We start from the raw sequence: 21,328 nt of genomic DNA, 5'->3' as shown, positions 1-21,328 counted from the left end.
GGGAGACTCCGCGGGCGACGACGCGGGCCGGTGAGATCACGAAAGCCCCGGACCCATCGGGTCCGGGGCTTTCGTCACTGCTTTGTAGCGGGGGCAGGATTTGAACCTGCGACCTCCGGGTTATGAGCCCGGCGAGCTACCGAGCTGCTCCACCCCGCGTCGGTTCCTCCAGGTTACGTCATCGGCGCGCCGGGTGGTTGGCCTGAGACCGAGCGGTTCGTCACACTCGGGTCGGCGCGGGCGGGTCGGCGCGGGCGGGTCAGGTCCCCGCGGGCGCTCACACGCCCGTGCACACGGGCGGATCCGCCGCTACAGCGCCTGGACCCCGGCGCTGGCCACGGCGTGGTCGTTCTCCACCGTGCTGCCGCTCACGCCGATCGCCCCGACCACCTCGCCGTCGACCTCCAGCGGCAGGCCGCCCGGGAAGGTGATGAGCCCGCCGTTGGACACCTCGATGTTGAACAGCGCGCCGCCAGGCTGGGAGAGCCCGCCGATGTCGCCCGTCGGCATGTCGAAGAACCGGGCGGTGCGCGCCTTCTTGATGGCGATGTCGATGCTGCCCAGCCAGGCGCCGTCCATGCGGCCGAAGGCCTTGAGGTTCGCGCCGGCGTCGACCACCGCCACGTTCATGGCCGTCCCGCGCTCGTGCGCGTCCGCCAGCGCCGCCTCGACGACGCGTTGTGCCTGCTCCAGCGTGATGTCGGCCATGGCACACCTTCCCCTCTCCGTTGACGGGACCACGGCAGCCCCGGTGGGCTGCCCTGCCGGCCACCTGCAGGCTGACAGCACCCCGCCGGGTCGGCAACCGGTCGGGGTTTATCGGCTCTGCTGCAGCACCCAGCCGTTGCCGTCCGGGTCGTCGAAGGTGGCCCACCGGCCCCAGGGCGAGTCGGTCAGCGGGTCCACGAACCGCACGCCACGCTCCTGCAGGTCGGCGACGGCGCGGTCGACGTCGTCGGTGGCGAGCACCAGGCCCTTGAGGCTGCCCGGGGGCATGGTGGGGAACCACGTGACGAGCGTGAGCGAGGTCGCGGCCCCGGGCGGGGCGACCTCGACCCAGCGCCGGTCCGGCCCCATGGGGTTGTCCCGGCGCAGCTCGAAGCCGAGCGTGTCGACGTAGAACGCCTTGGCCCGGTCCTGGTCGGTCACGGGGACCGAGACGACCTGCAGGTGCGTGGTGAGAGGCATAGGTCAGGGTACCGACGCGGCGGCGGCCTCGGCCGCGATGGCGATGTTGTCCCGGAAGACGTTGTCCGGGTCGTATCGCCGCTTGATCTCCCGAAGACGCTCCAGCGTGCGCGGCGGGTAGGCCTCGAGCACCCGCTCCGGGCGCCGGTCGGTCTCGAAGCTGACGTAGATCCCGGAGAAGTGGTGCTGCATGCCGTCCCAGATCGTGTCGAGGCGCTCCCGGTCCACCCCGAACGCGACCACGGAGAAGTTGGCCGACCGGTGCGCGAACGCCGTGGCGTCGGGGTCGACGTCGCCGATCGCCCCGCCCATGGCGCGGACCTGGAAGAAGTACGTCTCCCCGCTGTGCAGGAACCGCGCGGCGTCGGCGGCGAAATCCGCGGTGACGTGCTCGAGCAGGCCCGAGCGGGTCACCGGCTCCCCCTGGCCCGCGTGCAGCGCCTCCGGCGGGCTGACCACCGCGGCGTAGGGCACCACCTGGACCTGCTGGCCGACCAGCGGGCCCAGGGCGGCGAAGGGCTGGAGCCGGGCGAGGATGGTGTCGGGGTCGTCGGAGTCGACCACGGTCATGGTCTGGGCGAGCAGCCGACCGCCGCGCGGGGCGCCCACGATGAGGAAGCTCGTGACGTCGCGGGGGGCGGCCTCGACGACGGCGCCCCACCGCTGCAGGAACGCGGCGGTGTCGGTCGCGTCGAAGACCAGCTGGGCGAAGCCGACGTCGCCGACCTCGTCGGCCTGGAGCTCAACGGCCGTGACGACGCCGACGGCGAAGCCGGCGCCGCGCACCGCCCAGAACAGGTCAGGGCGCTCGGTCGCGCTGGCCCGCACCCGGGAGCCGTCGGCGAGCACGACCTCGGCGGCGCGCACGTGGTCGATGGTCAGCCCGTGCTCGCGGCCGAGGAACCCGATGCCGCCGGCGGTCGCCAGGCCGCCGACCCCCACGCCGCCGTAGTCGCCGGAGCTGATGGCCCAGCCGTGCGGGCGCAGGGCCGCCGCGACGTCGCCCCACCGGGCGCCGGACTCCACGCGCACGAGCCGGGCGTCCTCGTCGAGGACGTCGATGGCGTGCATGCGGGACAGGTCGATGACGATGCCGCCGTCGTTGGTGGACCGGCCGCTGATGCCGTGCCCGCCGCTGCGCACCGACAGCGGGACGGGCTGGGTGCGGGCGAACGCGAGCGCCGCGGCGACCTCCGCGGCGGTGCGGGCCTGGAGCACCAGGCCCGGGGCGCCGGCGCGCATGTAGCCCGAGCGGACGTTGGGGTAGCGGGCGTCGCCGGGCTCGACGGCGACCTCGCGCAGCCCCTCGGGCAGGTCGTCGTAGTCGAGGCCCGGGCGGCGCCGGGCGCGCACGAGGGCGCTGGGCACCGTGCCGACGCGCACGCCGCGGGCCGCGCGACCGGCGGCGACCGCCTCGCGCAGGGCCGGGGCGACCTCGGCGGCGAAGCGCTCCACGGCGGCGGGGTCGTCGGTGGCGAGGAGGATCGTGCCGGCGCCGTCGTCGAGGACCAGCGGTACCAGCTCCTCGACCCACCGCCGGGCCGGTTCGGCGAGCACGCCGCCGGGGTCGCCGGAGATCGTGAGTAGCCGGCGGATCTCGCGCGGGTCGCGCCCGGCCGCGGCGGCGGTCTCGTCGACGACCCGGTTGCCCCGGCGCAGGGTCTGCGCCGCGTCGGCGCCGGGCGGCACCAGCCAGCCGTCCGCGGTGCGGCCGACCAGGCGGAGCAGCCGGTGGGCGTCGCCCGCGACCCAGACGGGGATGTGGTGCGCGGGGGCCGGGCCGGGCTCGGCCCCGGTCAGCCGGTTGTGCTCGCCGCGCAGGGTCAGCGGCGGGTCCCCGGCGGCCCACATGCCGCGGATGACGGCGATCGCCTCGCGCAGCGCGTCGACCGACTCCCCCGGCTCCAGCTCGGGCGTGCCGGTGGCCGCCCGCGCCTCGGGAGAGCCAGCGCCCAGCCCGAGGTCGAGCCGGCCGCCGGAGAGCAGGTCCAGGCTCGCCGCCGCGCGGCCGAGCACCGCGGCCGGCCGCGCGGGCACGTCGAGGGCGGTCGGCGCGAGGTGGATGCGCTCGGTCGCCGCGGCCACCCAGCCCAGGAGCGTCCAGGCGTCGAGCTGGGGCTGGTCCGGGTGGTCCGGGACCGTGACGAGGTCCAGGCCGAGCTCCTCGGCCCGGCGGGCGAGGCCGACGGCGGCCGTCGCGTCGGTGGGGGCGAGGGTGACGCCGAGGTGCAGCGGATGGCCGTAGTCCATGGACACCCCTCAGCGCGCCGCGGCGGCGCGCTCGGCGGCGACGAGCTCGCGCACCGCGGGCGCGACCTCCTGGCCGAACACCGTCACCACCCCGGGGTCGTCGCCCATGAGGATGAACCCGCTGACGCCGTGCTCGAGGGTCAGCCCGGCCAGCGGCTCGACCCACTGGCCCGGCGCGCCGGCCAGCAGCCGGTCGCCGTCCCGGGTGGCGCCGCCGACGTTGAGAAGCCGGCGCACCGCCCGCGGCTCGCGCCCGGCGGCCGCGGCGGCCTCGTCGATGACGGCGTTGCCGCGGGCGAGGTCCTGGAGGCCGGCGAGGTAGGGCAGCGAGGGGAGCCACCCGTCGGCCTTGCCGCCGGTCAGCCGGAGCATGCGCGGCTTGTACGCGCCGAGCCAGATGCCGATGTGGTGGGCGGGGGCCGGGCCGCGCTTGGCGCCGTCGACCCGGTAGTACGCCCCCTCCACCACGAGCCGGTCGCGGGTGCTGGTGTCCCAGATGCCGCGGACGATGTCGATGGCCTCGCTCAGCGCGTCGACGCTCTGCCCGGGCGTGAGCCGCCGCCCGCCCATGGCGGCGATGGCGTCCCAGAAGCCGCCGGCCCCCAGGCCGAGCTCGAACCGGCCACCGCTGAGCACGTCGAGGCTCGCCGCGGCGCGGGCGAGCACGGCCGGCGGGCGCAGCGGCAGGTTGAGGACGTTGCCGGCGAGGCGGATGCGCTCGGTGCGCGCGGCCACGTAGCTCAGCAGCGTCCAGGTGTCGAGGAACGCCGGCTGGTAGGGGTGGTCCTGGAAGGTGACCAGGTCCAGGCCCGCGCGCTCGCTGAGCTGGGCCAGCTCGACCACCCGCTGCGGCGCGGCGTTGGTCGGGGTGATGAACGACCCGAAGAGCAGGTCGTGGCCGTAGTCCGTCATGGTTCCTCGCTGTCGTGGTCAGGCGGTGCCGGGGTCAGGCGGTGGCCGGCGCCGCGGTGGCGCGCGCCGCGGCCCGGGCGAGCAGCCGCTCCAGGGCCGCACGGTCGTGCCGCCCGGCGAAGATCTCCGTTCCCGGCTCCAGCGCGGCGCCGGCGGCGAGCGGCCCGGCGTCCACGGCGTCGTAGCCCAGGCGCTCGACGAGGTCGCCCACGGCGGCGCGGGCGGCGGCGTCGTCGCCGGCCACGGCCAGCGCCCGGCGGCCCGGGGTGCCGGCGGGGGCGCCGTCGGTCTCGACCTCGTGGTAGCCGATGTGGTTGAGCGTCTTGACCACCCGGGCGCCGGGAAGGAAGGCCTGGACCATCTCCGAGGACGACGGCGCCGCCTCCAGGTCCGGAAGATGACCGTCGGTCTCCGGCCAGTAGTTCATGGCGTCGACGACGACCTTGCCGGTCAGGGCGCCCGGGTCGAGGGTGCCGTACTTGCGCAGCGGGACGGAGAGGACGACGACGTCGGCCCGCCGGGCCGCGTCGGCGGCGTGGACCGCGACGGCGCCGGGGGTCATGACCTCGACGATGAGCCCGATCGCGGCCGGATCCCCGGAGGCGGCGACGAGGACCCGGAAGCCGGCGCGCAGGGCCTGGCGAGCGAGGGCGGTGCCGACGCGCCCGGCGCCGAGGATGCCGACGGTGCGGACCTCCGCTGCCGGCCCCTCCGCCGGGCCACGGTCCACCGTGCCCTGCCACCCCTCGTGCTCTCCCATGCCGACCCCCACGCCGACCTCCTCTCCCGCAACGGACGGAGACGTTTTCCGCACCAGTGGGACAACAACACCCCCACCGGGCTTGATTCCCGCCCCCCGGGTGGGCGCCGGTGCGGTTGCGGCTCCCCAGGCCGCCCGAGAACATGGCGATCCACCGAAGGAGTCAGATGACCTCACGCCTGAGATCCGAGTCCACCTACCCGCCGGAGGAGTTCGAGCGCCTGGCACGCTGGGTCCTCGACGGCCCCAAGCAGCTCGCGGGACTGCGCGCGGGCCTCACCGACCGGCTGCGGCAGGCGGGGGCGCAGTACTCGGGCGGGCTCACCGGCGTCGCCGACCAGATGGTGCTGGTCGCCTCCGAGCTGGCCACCAACGCCCTCGTGCACGGCCTTCCGCCCACCCTCGTCGACCTCATGGCGACGGACGAGGAGTTCCTCCTCGACGTCGTCGACCACGCCCCCGACGACGCCCCCGAGCTGGCCGAGGAACGGCCCCCGGGCGAGGGCGGCCTCGGCCTGCAGATCGCCACGCGGATGGCCATGGACGTCGGCTGGTTCACCGAGGGAGCGGGCAAGCACGTGTGGGCGCGGTTCCCGCGCGACTGACCACTGCGGCGCCCCGCGAGCATCTGCGCGTCGCCCGTGTGGAGGGCCGGGCCCGCCCGGGCGTAATGTCCGGGTTCTGGCCGCCGTCGTGCCGGTGGCCGCGCCCCCTACAGCACCGGACTGACCCATGACTGCACCGACGGCGACCGGCGACGGCGTCGGCTTCCGCTCCGCGCGGGGACCGATCCTCATCGCGCTCATGCTGACCACCGGCCTCATCGCCATCGACTCCACGGTGGTGGCGACGGCGGTCCCCTCGATCGTGGCGGACATCGGGGGGTTCACGTCCTTCCCGTGGCTGTTCACGAGCTACCTGCTCGCGCAGGCCGTCACGGTGCCGGTCTACGCGAAGCTGGCCGACATGGTCGGGCGCAAGCCGATCATGTTCGTCGGCATCGGGTTGTTCCTCCTCGGGTCGATCCTGTGCGGGGCCGCGTGGAGCATGCCGGCGCTCATCGTGTCCCGGCTCGTGCAGGGGCTGGGCGCCGGGGCCGTGCAGCCGATGGCGATGACGATCGCGGGCGACATCTACACCGTCGTCGAGCGCGCCAAGGCCCAGGGTTACCTCGCCAGCGTGTGGGCGATCTCCGCCGTCGTCGGCCCGACGCTGGGCGGGGCCTTCTCCTCCGTGGGCCTGTGGCGTGGGATCTTCTTCATCAACGTCCCGCTGTGCCTGCTGGCGATGTGGATGCTGGGCCGGTCCTTCCACGAGAAGCTCGACCGCGTCCGCCATCGCATCGACTACCTCGGCTCCACGCTGCTGACCGTCGGGCTGAGCCTGCTCATGCTCGGCGTGCTCGAGGGCGGGCAGGGCTGGGCCTGGGCCTCGGTCCCCGGCATCGGCACCTTCGCCCTCGGCGGCCTCCTGCTGGTCGCGTTCGCCGTCGTCGAGCACCGTGCGTCCGAGCCGGTGCTGCCCGGGTGGGTCTTCTCGCGCCGCCTGGTCCTCACCACGGCGCTCATCGCGTTCGGCGTGGGCGCCATCCTGCTCGGCCTGACCTCCTACGTCCCCACGTTCCTCCAGGGCGTGCTGGGCACCACGCCGATCGTCGCCGGGCTGGCGCTGGCCACACTGACCCTCGGCTGGCCGCTCGCAGCGTCCCAGTCGGGGCGGGTGTACCTGCGCATCGGGTTCCGTGCGGCGGTCCTCATCGGCGTCGTCGTCGTCATCGCCGGGACGGCGCTGCTCGCCGGCGTCGTCGCGAACGGCGCCAGCGTGCCGCTGGTGGCCACCGCCTGCTTCGTCATCGGGCTCGGGCTCGGTCTCGTGGCCACGCCGAGCCTGGTGGCCGCCCAGTCGAGCGTGGAGTGGCGCGAGCGCGGCGTGGTCACCGGGACGAACATGTTCGCCCGGTCGATCGGCAGCGCGCTCGGCGTCGCCGTCTACGGCGCGGTGTCCAACCACATCTACTCCGCGGTCGGCAACCACGGCCCGACGGCGATCGGCGCCGCCTCCACCGCCGTGTTCACCGCCGTCGCGGTCACCGCCGTGCTCACGGCGGTGGCGGTCCTCGCCATGCCGGCCACCCGGTATCGCGCGCCGACGACAGCGCTAGCCGCGGATGCCCAGCCGGCGACCCGTGCCGAGGACACCTCGGCGGACGACGCCCGCGGCTAGTGTCGCGGCCATGAGCGAGTGGATCTACTTCATCCACGCCCCGCGCGAAAACTTCGCCGCCACCATGACGGACGAGGAGCGCCGGGTGTGGGCCGGGCACGCCGCGCTGCTGCGGCGCCGCCTCGAGGACGGCAGCCTCATCCTCGCCGGCCCCACACTGGGCCCGGTCAACACCGGCATCTGCGTCTTCGAGGCGCCCGACGAGGACGCCGCGCGGCGGTACATGGCCGAGGACCCGACGATCGCCTCGGGCATCGCCCGCGGGGAGCTGCGGCCGTTCAGGGCCGCGTTCATCCGGCCGGCCCAGCGGGACTGACCGGCGTCAGACCGCCTCGGCCCAGGTCCTCGCCTACTGGTGGTGCCGCGCGATCGGGTATGTCCGCCTCGACAGCACCACCGGTAAGAGCAGGCCGCACGCGTGGTCGGTGCCGATCGTCGACCCCATCGGTGCGGGGCCGCTGATCTGGCTCAATCCCGTGCCCGAACCGAATGCGGTGAAGAACCGCATGCACCTCGACGTCGTCGGGGACGTCGACGAGCTGGTCGCGCTGGGGGCCCGGGTGATCCGCCGACGCGACGACGAGATCGGCTGGGACATCCTCGCGGACCCCGAGGGCAACGAGTTCTGCATCTTCGCTGACAGCTAGACGATCGATACCGAACTCTCCCGACCGACCGCCCTGACAGTCCTCCGCCATCACGGCTGGACCGCCGGTGCGCGGCGTCACATGGCCCACACCAACGGAAGGCGATCGCCGGCCGATGCGTCAGGCGGTGGTGGAGAAAACTGCCGATCCGGTGATGACTGCGACGGCGATCGCCAGGACACCAACGGCGCCCAGAACGAGGAACTTTCGACCGGTCCTTTGCGGGCGGACGAGGAACAGAACGGTCGCAGTACCCGCGGCCAGGGTCAGCACGGTCAGAGCACCCCATCCCAGAGTGGGCATGTCGGTGGTGAGGTCGAACCGCCCTGGCGTCAGATCGACGTCGGGGCCTGGCGGATCCCACGAGGACACCAAGGCCATGAGAGCCAGGCCGCCGGCGACGTAAGCGAAAACGGCGCCGGCAAGCACGGCGAGGACGACGCGCCAGGCACGCAGTGTGGTGCGCTCCCTCTCGTCGGCCACGCCGTCGAGACTACCGACGGCAGCGCCCGTGCGAGGGGCGGAACGGGCCCATCGATTCGCCAGCGAATCCGCACACGTCGATGGACCCCTTCCAGCTCCGGGAAAGATGAGGGAAGCCGCGACCCGTCCGGCTCGGGGCTCCCCGAACATCGACGAATCCTCTCGACGCGACCGCGCCACCCCACAGCAAGCCCAGCCGGAGCCTGGGCCCTCGCCGTGAGATGGCGCGGTCGTTCGGGCAGGCGTCAGGCCACGCCCCAGAGCTTCTTGAAGCCCTCCTTGTAGTCGGCCTTTCCGTACCAGGACCCCGACATCTCCCCCTCGGGGGTGAGGTCGAGCTCCTTGACGTTCTCCGCCGTGAAGAGCCGGCGGAAGGGGAACTCGAGGTTCTGCACGCTCGGCTGGCCGGACATCATGCGGAACAGCTGGTCGGCGCCGTACCAGCCGAGGGCGTCGAGGTTGACGCCGATGGTGGCGGCCATGGACCGCTCCTCGGCGAGCATCTGCAGAATGGCGAGAGTGCCGTCGCCGCTGACGACCTTCACACCGTCGGTCTTGCCCGCGGACTGCAGGCCCTGGACGACCGGCTGGACGGTGACGTCGAACTCCGCCTGGACGTAGTTGATGTCGGGGTCGCGGACCATCGCGGAGCTGACGAGGCTCGGGAGCTTCTGCAGCTGCCCGGTGTTCGTCTCGAGCACGGTGACCTTGCAGCTGGGGCAGGTCTTCTCGTACTCGGCCAGCGCGCCCTGGTCCATCCACAGCGTGGTGGCCGGGGTGTCCGTCACCTTGACGACCAGGACGTTGGCCTGGGCGCCGGAGTCGGCGATGATCCAGTCGGCGTTGATGGCCTGCAGGGCGACGTTGTCCGGCGTGAGGTAGCCGACCTTCTCCGGCTCCCCCGGCCCGGCCGGGGCGGTGAGCAGGTAGAGCAGCGGGATGCCCGCGTCGCGCACCTGCTCGAAGGCGACGGAGGTGAGGTCGTCGGGGATGGATCCGGACACGACGGCGTCGGCCTTGGCGTCGATGGCCTGGGTCAGACAGCTCGCCATGGACGAGGGGCTGGCCTGCCCGTCGCACGTCTTGACCTCGACCCCGGCGGTGGACAGCGCCTGGGTCATGGCGTCGCCGACGATGTGGAACAGGGGGATCTTGTAGTTCGCGGGGACGTAGTAGACCGTCTTCCCCTTGAGGCTGGACAGGTCGCCGAGCTCCGGCCCCGGCGCGGTGAACTCGTCAACGGCCTTGGAGGCCTGGTCGACCTGTTCCTGCGCCGTCGCGGCGGCCGGGTCGGCCGCCGCACTGGCGCTCGCCGAGGAGCTCGGCGTCTCGGAGGCGCCGGTCGCCCCGGTCGTCCCGCTGCTGCAACTGGCGAGCAGCAGCGCCGAGGCGGCCACCACGCTCCCCCACAGGACTCTGACTGATCTCTTCATGCGGACCATTTCCGTTCTCTTGGAGGAACTGATGGACGGACCGGCGCGTGGCGGTCAGCCGCGCACACGCCGCTGGAGGAGGAAGGACACGGTGACGGCGAGCACCAGGGCGATGCCGTAGAAGACGTTGGTGACCCAGCCGGCCAGCCCGAGGAGCTGGAGGCCGAAGACACCGGTCAGGAGGAAGTACACGGCGATGAACATCCCGATCGGGTTGAACCGGCCGGGCACGACGACGACGGTGCCGAGGAAGACGCTGGCGAAGGTAGGCATGAGGTTGGTCTCCGCCGTCGCCGGGTCGAAGCCGCCCAGCCCGGCCGCGATGACCACGCCGCCCACCCCGCAGATGAGGGCCGACGTCAGGTAGGCCCCCATCCGGACCTTCGTGACCGGGATGCCCGCGAGCCGCGCCACCTCCCGGTTGGAGCCGACGAAGAGGATGTGCCGGCCCAGCGGGGTGGCACCCATCATGTAGGCGAACGCCGCCACGAGGATCGCGCCGTACCAGAAGAGCAGCGGCAGGCCGAGGAATCGGTCCAGCGCGATGGCCGACAGCGCCGAGTCCATGCCGCTGACCGAGGTCTCCTTGGAGATCCAGTACGCCGCGCCGCCGGCCACGCTGCCGATGCCGAGCGTGACGATGACCGAGTTGATGCCCACCAGGACCACGAGGACGGCGTTGATCGCCCCGATCACCGCGGCGACGACGACGGCGGCCGCGGCCGCGGCGGGGAAGGACCAGCCGTGGAGCACGACCAGCGCGGGCACGGTCGTCGCGGCCAGGCCGAAGATCGAGGCGAAGGACAGGTCGAACTCCCCGACGGCCATCGTGCACACGAGCGCCAGCCCGAGGAAGACCAGCGGGGTCTGCTGGCCGAGCACCGCCTTGAGTGCGTCCGGCCCGCTCACCTGGCCGGGCACGAGCACGCCGAACAGGGCGATCATGAGCAGCCAGAGGAGGACGAGGCCGTAGCGCTGGAGCACGACGCGGCCCGTTCGCCGGAGCAGGCCCGGTGCGGCGCCCTTCGTGCCTGGCGGGGTGACGCCGGCCCGCGCCTGGCCGGAGGAAGTCGATGTCGTGGTCATGCCGCGCCTCCTGCGACGGGGGTGAAGATGGCGGTGAGGATGTCCTCGGGCGTGATCGGCCCGGTGAGCTCGCGCGCGACGACGCCGTCGGCGAGGACGAGGACCCGGTCGCACACGGCGGCGAGGTCCTCGACCTCGGCCGAGCACAGCAGGATCGTCGTGCCCTCCTGGGCCGCCTTCCGGGTCGCCTCGAGGATCGCGGCGCGGGCCCCGACGTCCACCGCCTGGGTGGGGTCGTCCAGGACGAGCAGCTTTGGCCCGCCCAGCAGCCACTTGCCCATCAGGACCTTCTGCTGGTTCCCGCCGCTGAGCGTGGCGACGACGGCGTCGCGCTTGCGCGGCTGCACGCCGAAGGTGTCCAGCACGCCGTCCGTCGCGGCGTGGCGCCACCGCCGGCCCGTCCACCACGCCGACCCGCGGGTGGTGAGGTGCGGGGCGGTGACGTTCTCCTCCACGGTCAGCCCCAGGGCCAGGCCCTGGACGGCCCGGTCCTGCGGGATGAGGGCGACGCCGGCGCCCAGGAAGTCCGCCACCCGCGCCCGGGCGAGGTCGAGCGAGGCGCCGTCGACGGCGATGCGCCCCTCCCCCGGGCGGGCCCCGCCGAGCAGGGCGGAGACGTCGAGGAGCCCGGAGTCCACGGCCCCGGTCACCCCGACGACCTCCCCGCGGCGGAGTCGGGCGGTGAGGTCCCGCACCCGGCCGCCGGCGACGCCCCGGAGCTCGATCTCGCCGGGGCGCACCTTGGCGGGAAGGGCCGTGACGAGGTCGTCCAGCGTGCCCTCGCGGCCGAGCACGAGCCGGGTCAGTGCGGCCTCGTCGAGGTCGGCGGTGGGCACCCCGGCGTCGACGACCATGCCGTTGCGCAGGGCGGTGACCCGGTCGGTGACCGCCAGGACCTCCTTGAGGTTGTGGCTGACGAGCAGGACGGAGGTGCCCTGGTCGGCGAGGAAGCGGATCATCGCGTAGAACGCCGGCAGCGCCTCGCGCGGGATCGCGCGGGAGGACTCGTCGAAGACGATGACGCCGCTGCCCGCCTCGCGGTCCTGCAGCGCCCGCGCGACGGCGACGGCGACCCGCTCGCTCGGCGGGAGGGCGGCGACGCGGGCCTCGGGGGCGATGTCGAGACCGAGGAACTCGAAGGTCTGCCGGACCGCCTCGCGGTCGCGGGCCTTGTCGATCCAGCGGGTGAACCGGCGGGTCGAGTGCCGGCCGACGCGGACGTTCTCGCGGACGCTGAGGTCGGCGACCAAACCCAGGTCCTGGTGGACGAAGGACAGCCCCTCCTCGTGCAGGCGGCCCGGGTGGACGGGCGGGCCCACCCGGGCGCCGTCGACGAGGATCTCGCCGCCCGGGTCGGCCCGGTAGACGCCGCTGATGAGCTTGATGAGGGTCGACTTCCCCGAGCCGTTCTGCCCCACGAGGGCGTGGATCTCCCCCGGCGCGATGCTCATGGTGGCCCGGTCCAGCACCGTGACGCCGGCGAAGGTCTTCGACAGGTCGCGTACCTGCAGGCGGGGCGTGCTCACGGCCGGCCCCCTGGCGGTACCGAGCTCGGACGACGCAGTCGGCGCGCACTCAGGAGGTCCGGAGAGGAGGGGGGCACAAGAACTCCAGGGGGACGGGCCCGGCCGGGGAGACAGGTCGCGGGCCGAGGGGGTGGAACCGGTGGAAAAACACGCGTCGTTGTGTGCTCTGCTTCACAAGTGAGGACAGTTGTACCAGTCGGTTGACGAGGTGTCTAGTAACATGGCACCTTGTATCCCAAGCGTGACCCTTGGTCCCGGGTTCGACGGTGACACCCTGTCAGTCCAACGGTCTCCATGTACTTTGCTTGAACTGCCCGTAAGCGAATGCCGACTATAGGGTGTGCCTGTGATCCGCCTCCGAGAAGCCCAGAAGCAGATGACACGCCGCCTGCTGCTGGAGAAGGCGCTGGAGCTCTTCGAGGGGAAGGGGTACGTCGCCACGACGATCGATGACATCGCCGCGGCCGCGGGCACGACGCGCACGACCTTCTACATGCACTTCGCGTCCAAGGCGCAGCTGATGCAGGAACTGGTCGCCGACCTCGACGAGATCTTTACCAGCGCCGACGACCCGCCGCTGCGCCAGGTCGTCAAGTCCGGCGACCGGCGCCTCATCCGCGGCTTCATCGAGACGAAGGCCGACCAGTGGCCGGCCACGCGCCCGTACGTCGTCGCGGCCAACCAGGCGGCCGCCGTCGAGCCGGACATCGCGGCGACCAAGGAGCAGTGGTTCGCGGCGACGATCGCCGAGATGCAGCACGGGCTCGACGACGCCCGCCGGTTCGACCCGGCCACCCGCTTCATGCGGTGCTCCCTGGCGTTCGGGGAGCTGGAGTACCTCTCGCTGCGCTGGATGCAGCGGGGCTGGAGCGTGGTGGACCGCGAGACCGCACTGAGCGTCCTCACCGACTCCTGGTGCCACCTGCTCGTGGACGAGACGTCCCGCAGCTAGCCCGCCGACCGCCCTGCGCCGGCCGGGCGATCAGCGATCGATCAGGAATCGAGAAGCCCGGGCCCTGGCGGCGCCACTAGCGTTTCGCGCCATGGACATCACCATTCACACCAGCGTTCTCCCCCACGACGACCCGGACGCCTCCGTGAGCTTCTATCGCGACGTTCTCGGCTTCGAGGTCCGCCAGGACGTCGGCAGCGGCACGATGCGCTGGATCACGGTCGGCCCGGCGAACCAGCCTGACACCTCCATCCTCCTGGCCCCGCCGGCCACCGACCCCGGCATCACCGACGACGAGCGCCGCACGATCACCGAGATGATGGCCAAGGGCACCTACGGCTGGATCCTGCTGGCGACGCGGGACCTCGACGCCACCTTCGAGAAGCTCCAGGGCGACGACGTCGACATCGTGCAGGAGCCGACCACCCAGCCCTACGGCATCCGCGACTGCGCCGTCCGCGACCCCGCGGGCAATCTCGTGCGCATCCAGGAGCTGGCGTAACCCTCAGGCGTGCCGTGCCTGGGCGCCGCTGAGGGCGTCCAGGCACGGCACGCTCGGCTACTCCCCCGTTGCCTGACGCGTGGTGAAGGGCAGCACCAGGCGGGAGGGGTGGGCGGCGTCGCGGTAGATCTTGTGGGTGACCGGCCGACCCACGGGCAGGTGGAAGGCGTCGGGCGGGAGCAGGGAGTTGTGCTCGTCGACCAGCGGCTCGTCGCAGGAGAGCTCGATGGTCATCCGGTGCCCGGCCCGGAAAGTCGCGGCGAAGGGGTACAGGCGCAGCACGTACTCCTCGATCGTGCCCGGCTCGACCGGTACCGCGCGGGTGTGCGGGTGGTACGGGTTGCCCTCGGTGGTGCGCTCGTCGAGCTCGCGGTGGGAGGCCTTGAGGTAGCCGGTGGTGATCAGCTGCCGGCTGCCGTTCGGGGCGGTGTCCCACAGGCGCAGGATGAAGTTGGTGTCGTCCTGGTCGATCTCGGCGAAGAGGTGCGCGGCGCCGGTGCCGATGAGCTCGGTGGGCTGGTCGAACGGCTCGGTGGACCAGCTGAGGATCTCGACCTTGTCGGTCACCGTCAGCGGCGCCTGGTAGAAGCCGTCCGGGGCGGCGTGCTCGGCGCCCATCAGCTCGGGCTCCGGGGAGAGCTTGCGGCGCGGGCGCAGGTACAGCGCCTTGTACTCCACCTCCTTGGGCGGCCACTGCGCGGCGGTGACCACCTCCCGGGAGCCCTCCACGAACACGTTCACGGCGGGCTCGTCCATCACGCCGTTGTCGATGCCCTTGAGCCAGTACTCGTACCAGCGGAACATCTTCTCGTGCTCCTCGACCCAGGGCCTCGACTGCATCGGGGGGTAGGCGCCGATGTCGAGGCGCTTGGGCCCCTTGAGCACGTTGAACAGCTCGATATGGCCGTCCAGGGTCCACCCGCGGCCCTGGTCGATCTGCAGGTAGACCGGGATGTCGATGGTCTTCGCGAGATTGATCGGGTTGCGCTCCTCGTACCAGGGCCCGTCGAGCTCGTTCATCACGATGTCGAACCAGGCCTCGTGGTGCTTCGGGTAGTGCAGCACGTGCACGAGGTTGGGCCAGGCGGCGACGTCCGGGTCTGCCAGGCGCCGGGCGACGCGCTCCTTGAGCTCCTCCGCCGAGCAGGTCTCGAGCATGCGGGAGGTGATGCGGTCCGTGAACGCCCAGCCGGAGTCCCCGCCGCGGCCCTCGCGAGCGGCCCGGGGCATGAACCACATGATGCCGCCGTGGTAGGTGGTCTCGTAGAAGTCGTAGTGCCCGCCGGAGACGAAGATGGCCTTCAGGTGCGGGGGCCGCTCGGCCGCGGCGAAGACCTGCATGGAGCCGAAGTAGGAGATGCCGATCATCCCGACGTTGCCGTCGCACCACGGCTGGGCGGCGACCCACTCGATGAAGTCGTAGGCGTCCTGGCCCAGCGGCACCCCGCCGGCGTTGTAGTTGCCGATGTGCTCGCCCCCCGAGGCGCCGGACCCGCGCAGGTCACCGATGACGTGGACGTAGTCCTCGGCGACCACCCGGGCGATGTCGCCGGCCTCGATGCACCCGTCCCACATCGGCGACGGGCGCCGCTGCGGCGGCATCGTCAACGCCAGCGCCTGCAGCTCCTTGCCGTACGGGGACAGCGCCACCAGCGCCGGGCGCGGCCTGTCCTCCACCCCGTGGTAGGCGTCGGCGGCCAGCTCGACCCCGTCGCGCATCGGCACCCGCAGGTCCTTGCGGATGCGGATCCTCTGCGCCCCGACCTCCCAGGTGCGGATCTCGCTCATCGTCTCGGTCATCGCTCCAGCTCCTCTTCAGAATTGACCTCGGTGCGCCACGAAAAGGCCCCGGTCTTCAGTTCCTCACGCCGTACTTGCGGGCGTAGCCGTCCATCGTGGTGAAGAACGGCGACGGCTCCAGCCGCGGGTCACCCGCGTAGCCCAGCTCCTCCGCGACCGCGGCGAACGGGGCGTACACCGAGCCGGTCTCCCCCACCCCGTCGCCGAGGTGGCGGCGGGCGGCCGCGTCGATCCGGGCCTCGATGTCCAGGCTCTCCTGCAGCGCCCGGCTCGCCTGCTCGCGGTCCAGCTCGACGCCGAAGGGCACCCCCTCCGCCGTGCGGTACGGGTGGCCCAGGTACAGGTGCCGGGGGCGGACCTCGTCGCGCAGGTACGCCAGGCTCGCCCGGTAGGCGGTCGGGTCCTCGTAGCCGGGGAAGCCGTTGGCCGCGCCGTGGACCTGCGCGGCGTCGCCGACGAAGACGTCGTCCTGCCCGTCGATCACGTAAGCCACCGACCCGGCGGTGTGGCCCGGGATGTGGTGGACCGAGACGGTGACGTCGCCCCCCAGCGACAGGGTCTCCCCGCCGCGGACCAGCACGGTCGGCTCCATCTCGCCCGAGATCGCCGCCCGCGCCATCGTCGTCTGCTCCGCCACCGCGTCAGGGTTGCGCAGGTACCGGTCGCGCACCTCCAGGTACAGGTCCACGTGCGCCCGGCGCGCACGCAGCAGCGGGGCGTCGGCCTCGTGGATGACCACCTGCGCCCGGCGCCCGGTCAGCTCCCACAACGCATGCGCCCCGCCGAGGTGGTCGATGTGCCCGTGGGTCAGCAGGATCCAGCGCACCTCCTCGATGCCGCGGCCGAGCTTCTCCAGCGCGGGCACCATGCCCTCGGCCGGCGACGAGGCGACCCCGGTGTCCACGATCGCCGGCTCGGGCGCGTCGATGAAGAAGCTGTACAGGCCGAACCGGCCCCACGGCGACACCAGGGGGTGCACCGCCACGTCATGCGTCATGGTTTTCCCTTCTTTCCGCGAGCTAGTTCGTCACCAGCGCGGGCTCGCGCCGCGCCGCGAGCACGCGGGGCGCGGTCTCCTTGAGGAACACGGCGAAGACCGTGGCCACGAGCGCCCCGGCGCTGCTGACCACCAACGCCACCGGCAGGCCGTACTGGTCGGCCGCGGCCCCGGTGAGCATGGGGTTGAGGAACCCGCCGATGAGCTCGCCGACGCCGGCCGAGAGCCCGACGGCGAGGCCGGCGTGCGCCGTCGGGACCGACTCCGCGGGGATGACCGACATGGCCAGCCCGCCCACGCCCATGCCCGCCGCGAAGACGAACACGGCGAGGGCCAGCAGCACGGGGTTGTCGATGGACAGCAGCGACAGGGGAGCGAAGATCGAGAGCAGCCCGAAGAAGACGGCCGCCGGCCGGCGCCCGATCCGGTCGGAGATGAGCGGGACGACGAAGCCCCACACCGCCGTGCCCAACCCGAAGGCGGCCATCACGAGGCTCATCGTGCCCGGTGTGAAGCCGCGGACGTTGGTGAGGAAGACCGGGCCGAAGACCTGCAGCGCCATGAGGTAGACCATGAAGCCGCTGAAGATCACGACCGACAGGATGATGTTGCGGTTCTTCAGCACCTCCCGGAGCCGGCCCGTAGGGCGGGGCGCCCGGTCAGCGGGCGCGACGGCGGTCGCAGTCGCCGGCGCGGGACCGGCCTTCGGCTCGCGCATCACCTTGAAGATGACGAAGCACATGATGAGGCCGGGGATGACCGTGAGGAAGAACGCGGTCCGCCAGTGGAACGCGGTGGCCAGCGCCACGATCACCACGGGGGCGAGGATGCTCCCGAACAGGCCGTTGGCCGTGTTCATGGTGAGGCCGAGGTTGAAGCCCCGGCGCCGTTCCGAGGACTCCATGGCGAGCACGGACTGCGTCACCGGGATGACCGGGCCCTCCAGCATGCCCATGAGCAGCCGGAGGATGAAGAGGTGGGCGAAGGTCGCGGCGAATCCCTGGAGGAAGGATGCGACCGAGAAGGCGACCATCAGCACCACGAGGTAGACGCGCTTGCTGGTGACGCGGTCCGAGATGCGCCCACCGACGACCGACGCGATGGCCCACGTGACCGACAGGCCGGCGGCGAGCAGCCCGATCTGCGAGTTGTCCAGGTGCAGGTCGCGCTGGATGAAGGGCATGAGGAAGTTGACGATGAGCCGGTCGAAGAAGACGAAACCGACGGCGAGGAAGAAGACCGTGACGATCTTGTTCTCGTAGGTCCAGAAGGTGGTGCGCTTCGGCATGGTGGCCTCTCTAGGCACTCTCGGTGCGGGCACGTGGTGGCGCCGGCACGCGGCCGGCCAGGGGGATGGGGGTTGCGCATCACCGGCGGCGCGAATCGACGGATTCGCGCCGCCGCGGTGACAGGGGGATGCGGTGCGGAGAAGGAGGGGGTGACGGCGGGGCCTAGCTGCGCCGCAGGAACCGGCCCGTCTCGGCGAAGGCCTCGTGGTACTCGGGGATCCAGGAGAAGTTCTGCACGAAGCCGTGGTTCGCGCCCGCGTACCGGTGCACCGTCGCGTCGACGCCGGCCTCCTGGAGCCGCTGGCCGTAGCGCTCGCCCTCGTCGCGCAGCGGGTCGTGCTCGGCCGTGAGGATCAGGGCGGGCGGCAGACCGGAGAGGTCCGCGCGCTTGATCGGCGAGACGAGCGGATCGGCCGGGTCGGCGCCGCTGTCGAGGTAGAAGGCGTTGAAGGGCTTCAGACCGGCGGTCTCCAGGCCGTACCCCTCGGCGTTCTCCCGGAGCGAGGCGTACCGGTCGACGTCGAAGTCCAGGTCCAGGGACGGGTAGAAGAGCACCTGGTGGGTGATGCCGTCGAAGCCGTCGTCGTGGGCCATGGCCGCGACGGCGGCGGCGAAGGTGCCGCCCGAGCTGTCGCCGGCGAGGGCGAGCGTCGTCCCGTCCCACCCCAGGCTGGCGCCGTTCTCCGCGGCCCAGCGGACCACGCCGTAGCAGTCCTCGAGACCGGCCGGGAAGGCGGCCTCCGGCGCCCGGCGGTAGCCGACCGAGACCACCGTGAGGCCGGTCTCCTGGGCCAGCGACCGCGCGACGTGGTCGTGGGTCTCCAGGCTGCCCAGGAAGAAGGCGCCGCCGTGGAAGTAGACGAGCAGACCGTGGGCGTCCGCCGCGGTCGGGGTGTAGACCCGCACCGGCACCTCGCCCGCCGGCGTCGTCGCCGTGCGGTCCTCGACCGCGTGCAGCGGCAGGCGCTCGGCCGGCGGAGAGACCTGCGCCTCCTCGGCGGCGCGCAGCACGGCCGGGTCGATCGGGCCCGGGGGCGGTGCCGGCAGGCTGGCGACGATCTTGGCGATCTCGGGGTGCAGGGTCATGGTCAGGCCTTCTGGGTCGCGGGCTTCTGGCCGGGGAAGACGTCGTTGAGCTCGTCCTCCGTCCAGCCCTGGCGGGAGATGCGCTGCAGCTCGTCCGTCACCGGCTTGCGGGCCGCCTGGTACCGGGCCAGCGCGTCCTTGACGGACTCGGCCTGCTGCAGGGCCTCGGCCAGCGCGCCGGCGTCGAGGATCGCCGAGTTGGCGCCCTGCCCCTGGTGGTGGCACATCGAGTGGGCGGAGTCGCCGAGCAGCACGACGGCGTCGGAGTGCCAGGTGTCGACCGGGTCGATGTCGTACACGGCGCGGACATTGACCTTGTCCCAGTCGAGGTCCTTCGCCGTGTTGATGATCCGCTCGTCGAAGCCCTCGATCGTCGCCAGCATCTCCTCCTTGCTGACGTTCGGCGTCCAGGTGCCGTCCGGGTTCAGGACGGTGATGTCGAAGGACATCTGGTTGCGGTGGCGCAGCGGCAGCACGTAGACCTTGGTGCCCTTGCCGATGTACATGCGGAGGTTGTCGTCGACCACCAGGCCGTGGGCGGCGTCGGCGTCGACGACGGCGCGGTAGGCGTGCTCGCCGGCGAACTGGGGGACCTGGTCGCTGAACAGCTCCCGGCGCACCGTGGACTTGATGCCGTCGGCGGCGACGACCAGGTCGGCCTCGGCGGTCGTGCCGTTGGTGAAGGTCAGCGTGGCCCGGTCGCCGTGGTCGGTGATGGTCTCCAGCTTGTGGCCCAGGTGCACCATGCCCTCGGGCAGGGCGCCGACGAGCGCCTCGATGAAGTCGTTGCGGTGGACGAGGTGGGTGTGGGTCTTGACCTCGTAGTCGTCCATGCCCGGCCAGGCGTCCTTCATGATCGGCTCGCCGGTGGCCGTGAGGATCTCGAAGTAGTCGCTCGGGGAGGTCACCCTCGCGATCGCGTCGAAGATGCCCCACCGGCGGAACATGTCCATGGAGGACGGACGCAGGCCGATGCCGGCGCCGACCTCCCGGATCTCGCTCGCCTGCTCGTACACGTCGACCGTGGCCCCGAGCAGGCTCAGGGCCTTGGCCGCGGCGGCGCCGCCGTAGCCGGCGCCGACGATGGCGACCTTGAGGTTCGCGAGTTCCGAAGTCTTCATTGTTCTTCGCCTTCTGATCGAGCGCGTCAGTGCGCCGTGGGTGGAGGTGGGGTGATCGGTCGGGTCAGCTGACCGAGCGGCGGTCTGGAGCCCGGCCGAGGCTCAGTTCTGGATGGTGAGGAAGGTGGCGGGGTTCTCGACGAACAGCCTGGTGATCGTGGCCTCGTCGACGCCCGCGGCGCGCAGGTCGGGGATGAGGTCCTCGAAGATGTAGTTGACGGTGTGTCCCTTCACGCCGGGCCAGCCCAGCGGGGAGCAGTTGGCGTCGGCCGAGGCGAGCGCCTTGTCCAGGTGCTGGTCGATGAAGCGCAGGAAGTGGTCCAGGCGCTCCCGGCGGGGGCGGGCCCAGAACGGCGGGTCCTCGAGCTCGGTCTCGTAGCCGAAGGTGTCGAACCCGACCCGGCCGCCCTGCTCGGCGATCCAGGTGTCCCGCGTCTTCTCGGCGTTGACGCCGTCGTCGGCGTGCCCGAACAGCACCCGGTCCAGCGCCAGCCCCTCTTCGGCGAAGATGGCGATGGCGTTCTCGGCGTCGATCGCCAGGTGGGTCAGGATCGGCACGCCGGTGGCCAGGGCGGCCCGTGCGGCGGCGCGGTAGATGCGCTTGTCCAGGTCCGTCATGCGCCCGCCGCGGCTGACGCCGACCTTGATGACCCCGGCGCGGGCGCCGGTGGTGCCGATGCCGACGGTGATCTCGTGGACGAACTGCTCGGCGAGGTAGTCCACGGACGCCCGGGCGAAGTGCGGCAGGGCGGTGTCCCCGCCGACGAAGCCGGTGCAGGCGACGATGTGGACCCCGGTCTTGGCCGAGAGGGACTTGTAGTAGTCGACGTCGCGGCCGTTGCAGATGCCGGTGGCGTCCACGAATGTCCCGCCGCCGTACTCGTGGAACGTCCGCAGCTTCGGGACGGTCTCCGCGTAGCGCTCCTCGGGCGTCTTCCACCACCGCGTGTCCAGCTCGGAACCGGGCATCCCGTACCCGATGTGCTCGTGGATGGCCACGACCCCCAGCTCCTCCGCCGGGATCGGCCCCAGGACCGTGTTGACTCTCGACAATTTCCTCACCTCAGAAGTCT

At 72.2% G+C, this 21,328-nt stretch carries 20 protein-coding genes, 1 tRNA gene and 1 pseudogene; 6 read left to right on the top strand and 16 right to left on the bottom strand.

Translation table 11 applies throughout. The features are described from left to right. Positions 1–85 precede the first annotated feature (85 nt). The 6 genes from GD880_RS14295 to GD880_RS14270 all read right to left on the bottom strand — a co-directional run bounded on the left by GD880_RS14295 (position 86) and on the right by GD880_RS14270 (position 5,122). A tRNA-Met gene (locus GD880_RS14295) sits at positions 86–159 on the bottom strand. Between the two features lie 150 nt (positions 160–309). Then, a complete protein-coding gene (locus GD880_RS14290) occupies positions 310–708 on the bottom strand; it encodes a GlcG/HbpS family heme-binding protein (RefSeq protein ID WP_152232284.1) in 399 nt (132 codons plus the stop codon). 108 nt (positions 709–816) lie between these two features. Next, positions 817–1,188, bottom strand: a complete 372-nt coding sequence (locus GD880_RS14285; protein WP_152232283.1) for a VOC family protein — start codon at positions 1,186–1,188, stop codon at positions 817–819. A gap of 3 nt (positions 1,189–1,191) precedes the next feature. After that, positions 1,192–3,438 carry an LLM class flavin-dependent oxidoreductase gene (locus GD880_RS14280; protein WP_152232282.1) on the bottom strand — a complete coding sequence of 749 codons (2,247 nt, stop codon included), beginning with the start codon at positions 3,436–3,438 and terminating at the stop codon, positions 1,192–1,194. A gap of 9 nt (positions 3,439–3,447) precedes the next feature. Beyond that, positions 3,448–4,350, bottom strand: a complete 903-nt coding sequence (locus GD880_RS14275; RefSeq protein ID WP_152232281.1) for an LLM class flavin-dependent oxidoreductase — start codon at positions 4,348–4,350, stop codon at positions 3,448–3,450. Positions 4,351–4,384: 34 nt separating this feature from the next. Continuing rightward, positions 4,385–5,122, bottom strand: a complete 738-nt coding sequence (locus tag GD880_RS14270) for an NADPH-dependent F420 reductase (RefSeq protein WP_226909678.1) — start codon at positions 5,120–5,122, stop codon at positions 4,385–4,387. Between the two features lie 155 nt (positions 5,123–5,277). On the opposite strand from GD880_RS14270, the gene GD880_RS14265 reads away from it, so the two are divergent. From GD880_RS14265 to GD880_RS14250, 4 genes and pseudogenes are all read left to right on the top strand, one after another. Further along, positions 5,278–5,715, top strand: coding sequence for an ATP-binding protein (locus GD880_RS14265; protein ID WP_193314521.1), 438 nt, complete (start codon positions 5,278–5,280; stop codon positions 5,713–5,715). A gap of 127 nt (positions 5,716–5,842) precedes the next feature. Next, entirely contained in the window at positions 5,843–7,333 is a 1,491-nt protein-coding gene (locus GD880_RS14260; RefSeq protein ID WP_152232279.1) for an MFS transporter, read from the top strand. Between the two features lie 10 nt (positions 7,334–7,343). Then, a complete protein-coding gene (locus tag GD880_RS14255; protein ID WP_193314520.1) occupies positions 7,344–7,649 on the top strand; it encodes a YciI family protein in 306 nt (101 codons plus the stop codon). A 22-nt stretch (positions 7,650–7,671) separates the two neighbouring features. Beyond that, a pseudogene (locus GD880_RS14250) lies at positions 7,672–7,980 on the top strand (VOC family protein); the annotation flags it as partial. 120 nt (positions 7,981–8,100) lie between these two features. Here the strand turns inward: GD880_RS14250 and GD880_RS14245 are convergent. The 4 genes from GD880_RS14245 to GD880_RS14230 form a co-directional block, all read right to left on the bottom strand. Further along, entirely contained in the window at positions 8,101–8,463 is a 363-nt protein-coding gene (locus GD880_RS14245) for a hypothetical protein (protein ID WP_152232277.1), read from the bottom strand. A 245-nt stretch (positions 8,464–8,708) separates the two neighbouring features. After that, on the bottom strand, positions 8,709–9,896 hold the full coding sequence (locus GD880_RS14240; protein WP_193314519.1) for a sugar ABC transporter substrate-binding protein: 1,188 nt from the start codon (positions 9,894–9,896) through the stop codon (positions 8,709–8,711). 54 nt (positions 9,897–9,950) lie between these two features. Beyond that, positions 9,951–10,982 carry an ABC transporter permease gene (locus GD880_RS14235; RefSeq protein ID WP_152232275.1) on the bottom strand — a complete coding sequence of 344 codons (1,032 nt, stop codon included), beginning with the start codon at positions 10,980–10,982 and terminating at the stop codon, positions 9,951–9,953. Then, a complete protein-coding gene (locus GD880_RS14230) occupies positions 10,979–12,508 on the bottom strand; it encodes a sugar ABC transporter ATP-binding protein (RefSeq protein ID WP_152232274.1) in 1,530 nt (509 codons plus the stop codon). Before GD880_RS14230 ends, GD880_RS14235 begins: the two co-directional genes overlap by 4 nt. Before the next feature lie 346 nt (positions 12,509–12,854). Here GD880_RS14230 and GD880_RS14225 point away from each other — a divergent pair, with 346 nt between their 5' ends. Then, positions 12,855–13,460, top strand: a complete 606-nt coding sequence (locus GD880_RS14225) for a TetR/AcrR family transcriptional regulator (protein WP_152232273.1) — start codon at positions 12,855–12,857, stop codon at positions 13,458–13,460. Positions 13,461–13,551: 91 nt separating this feature from the next. Then, a complete protein-coding gene (locus GD880_RS14220) occupies positions 13,552–13,962 on the top strand; it encodes a VOC family protein (RefSeq protein ID WP_152232272.1) in 411 nt (136 codons plus the stop codon). A gap of 57 nt (positions 13,963–14,019) precedes the next feature. On the opposite strand, the gene GD880_RS14215 is transcribed toward GD880_RS14220, so the two are convergent. The 6 genes from GD880_RS14215 to GD880_RS14190 form a co-directional block, all read right to left on the bottom strand. Further along, entirely contained in the window at positions 14,020–15,762 is a 1,743-nt protein-coding gene (locus GD880_RS14215; protein WP_226909677.1) for a CocE/NonD family hydrolase, read from the bottom strand. Between the two features lie 55 nt (positions 15,763–15,817). Next, positions 15,818–16,759, bottom strand: a complete 942-nt coding sequence (locus GD880_RS14210) for an MBL fold metallo-hydrolase (RefSeq protein ID WP_152232271.1) — start codon at positions 16,757–16,759, stop codon at positions 15,818–15,820. A 22-nt stretch (positions 16,760–16,781) separates the two neighbouring features. Further along, positions 16,782–18,047 carry an MFS transporter gene (locus GD880_RS14205; protein WP_152232270.1) on the bottom strand — a complete coding sequence of 422 codons (1,266 nt, stop codon included), beginning with the start codon at positions 18,045–18,047 and terminating at the stop codon, positions 16,782–16,784. A 163-nt stretch (positions 18,048–18,210) separates the two neighbouring features. Beyond that, positions 18,211–19,134, bottom strand: a complete 924-nt coding sequence (locus GD880_RS14200) for an alpha/beta hydrolase (protein WP_152232269.1) — start codon at positions 19,132–19,134, stop codon at positions 18,211–18,213. 2 nt (positions 19,135–19,136) lie between these two features. Next, the gene (locus tag GD880_RS14195; RefSeq protein ID WP_152232268.1) at positions 19,137–20,255 is read right to left on the bottom strand and encodes an FAD-dependent oxidoreductase; all 1,119 of its coding nucleotides are present in this window, start codon (positions 20,253–20,255) and stop codon (positions 19,137–19,139) included. A 102-nt stretch (positions 20,256–20,357) separates the two neighbouring features. Further along, on the bottom strand, positions 20,358–21,308 hold the full coding sequence (locus GD880_RS14190; RefSeq protein ID WP_152232267.1) for a phosphotriesterase family protein: 951 nt from the start codon (positions 21,306–21,308) through the stop codon (positions 20,358–20,360). Positions 21,309–21,328: the final 20 nt, after the last annotated feature.

The sequence above is a fragment of the Georgenia ruanii genome, assembly GCF_009193175.1.
In the GTDB taxonomy this organism is placed as follows: domain Bacteria; phylum Actinomycetota; class Actinomycetes; order Actinomycetales; family Actinomycetaceae; genus Georgenia; species Georgenia ruanii.
Note: the sequence above shows the minus strand (reverse complement) of the source record. Positions and strands in the feature narration are given on the sequence as shown.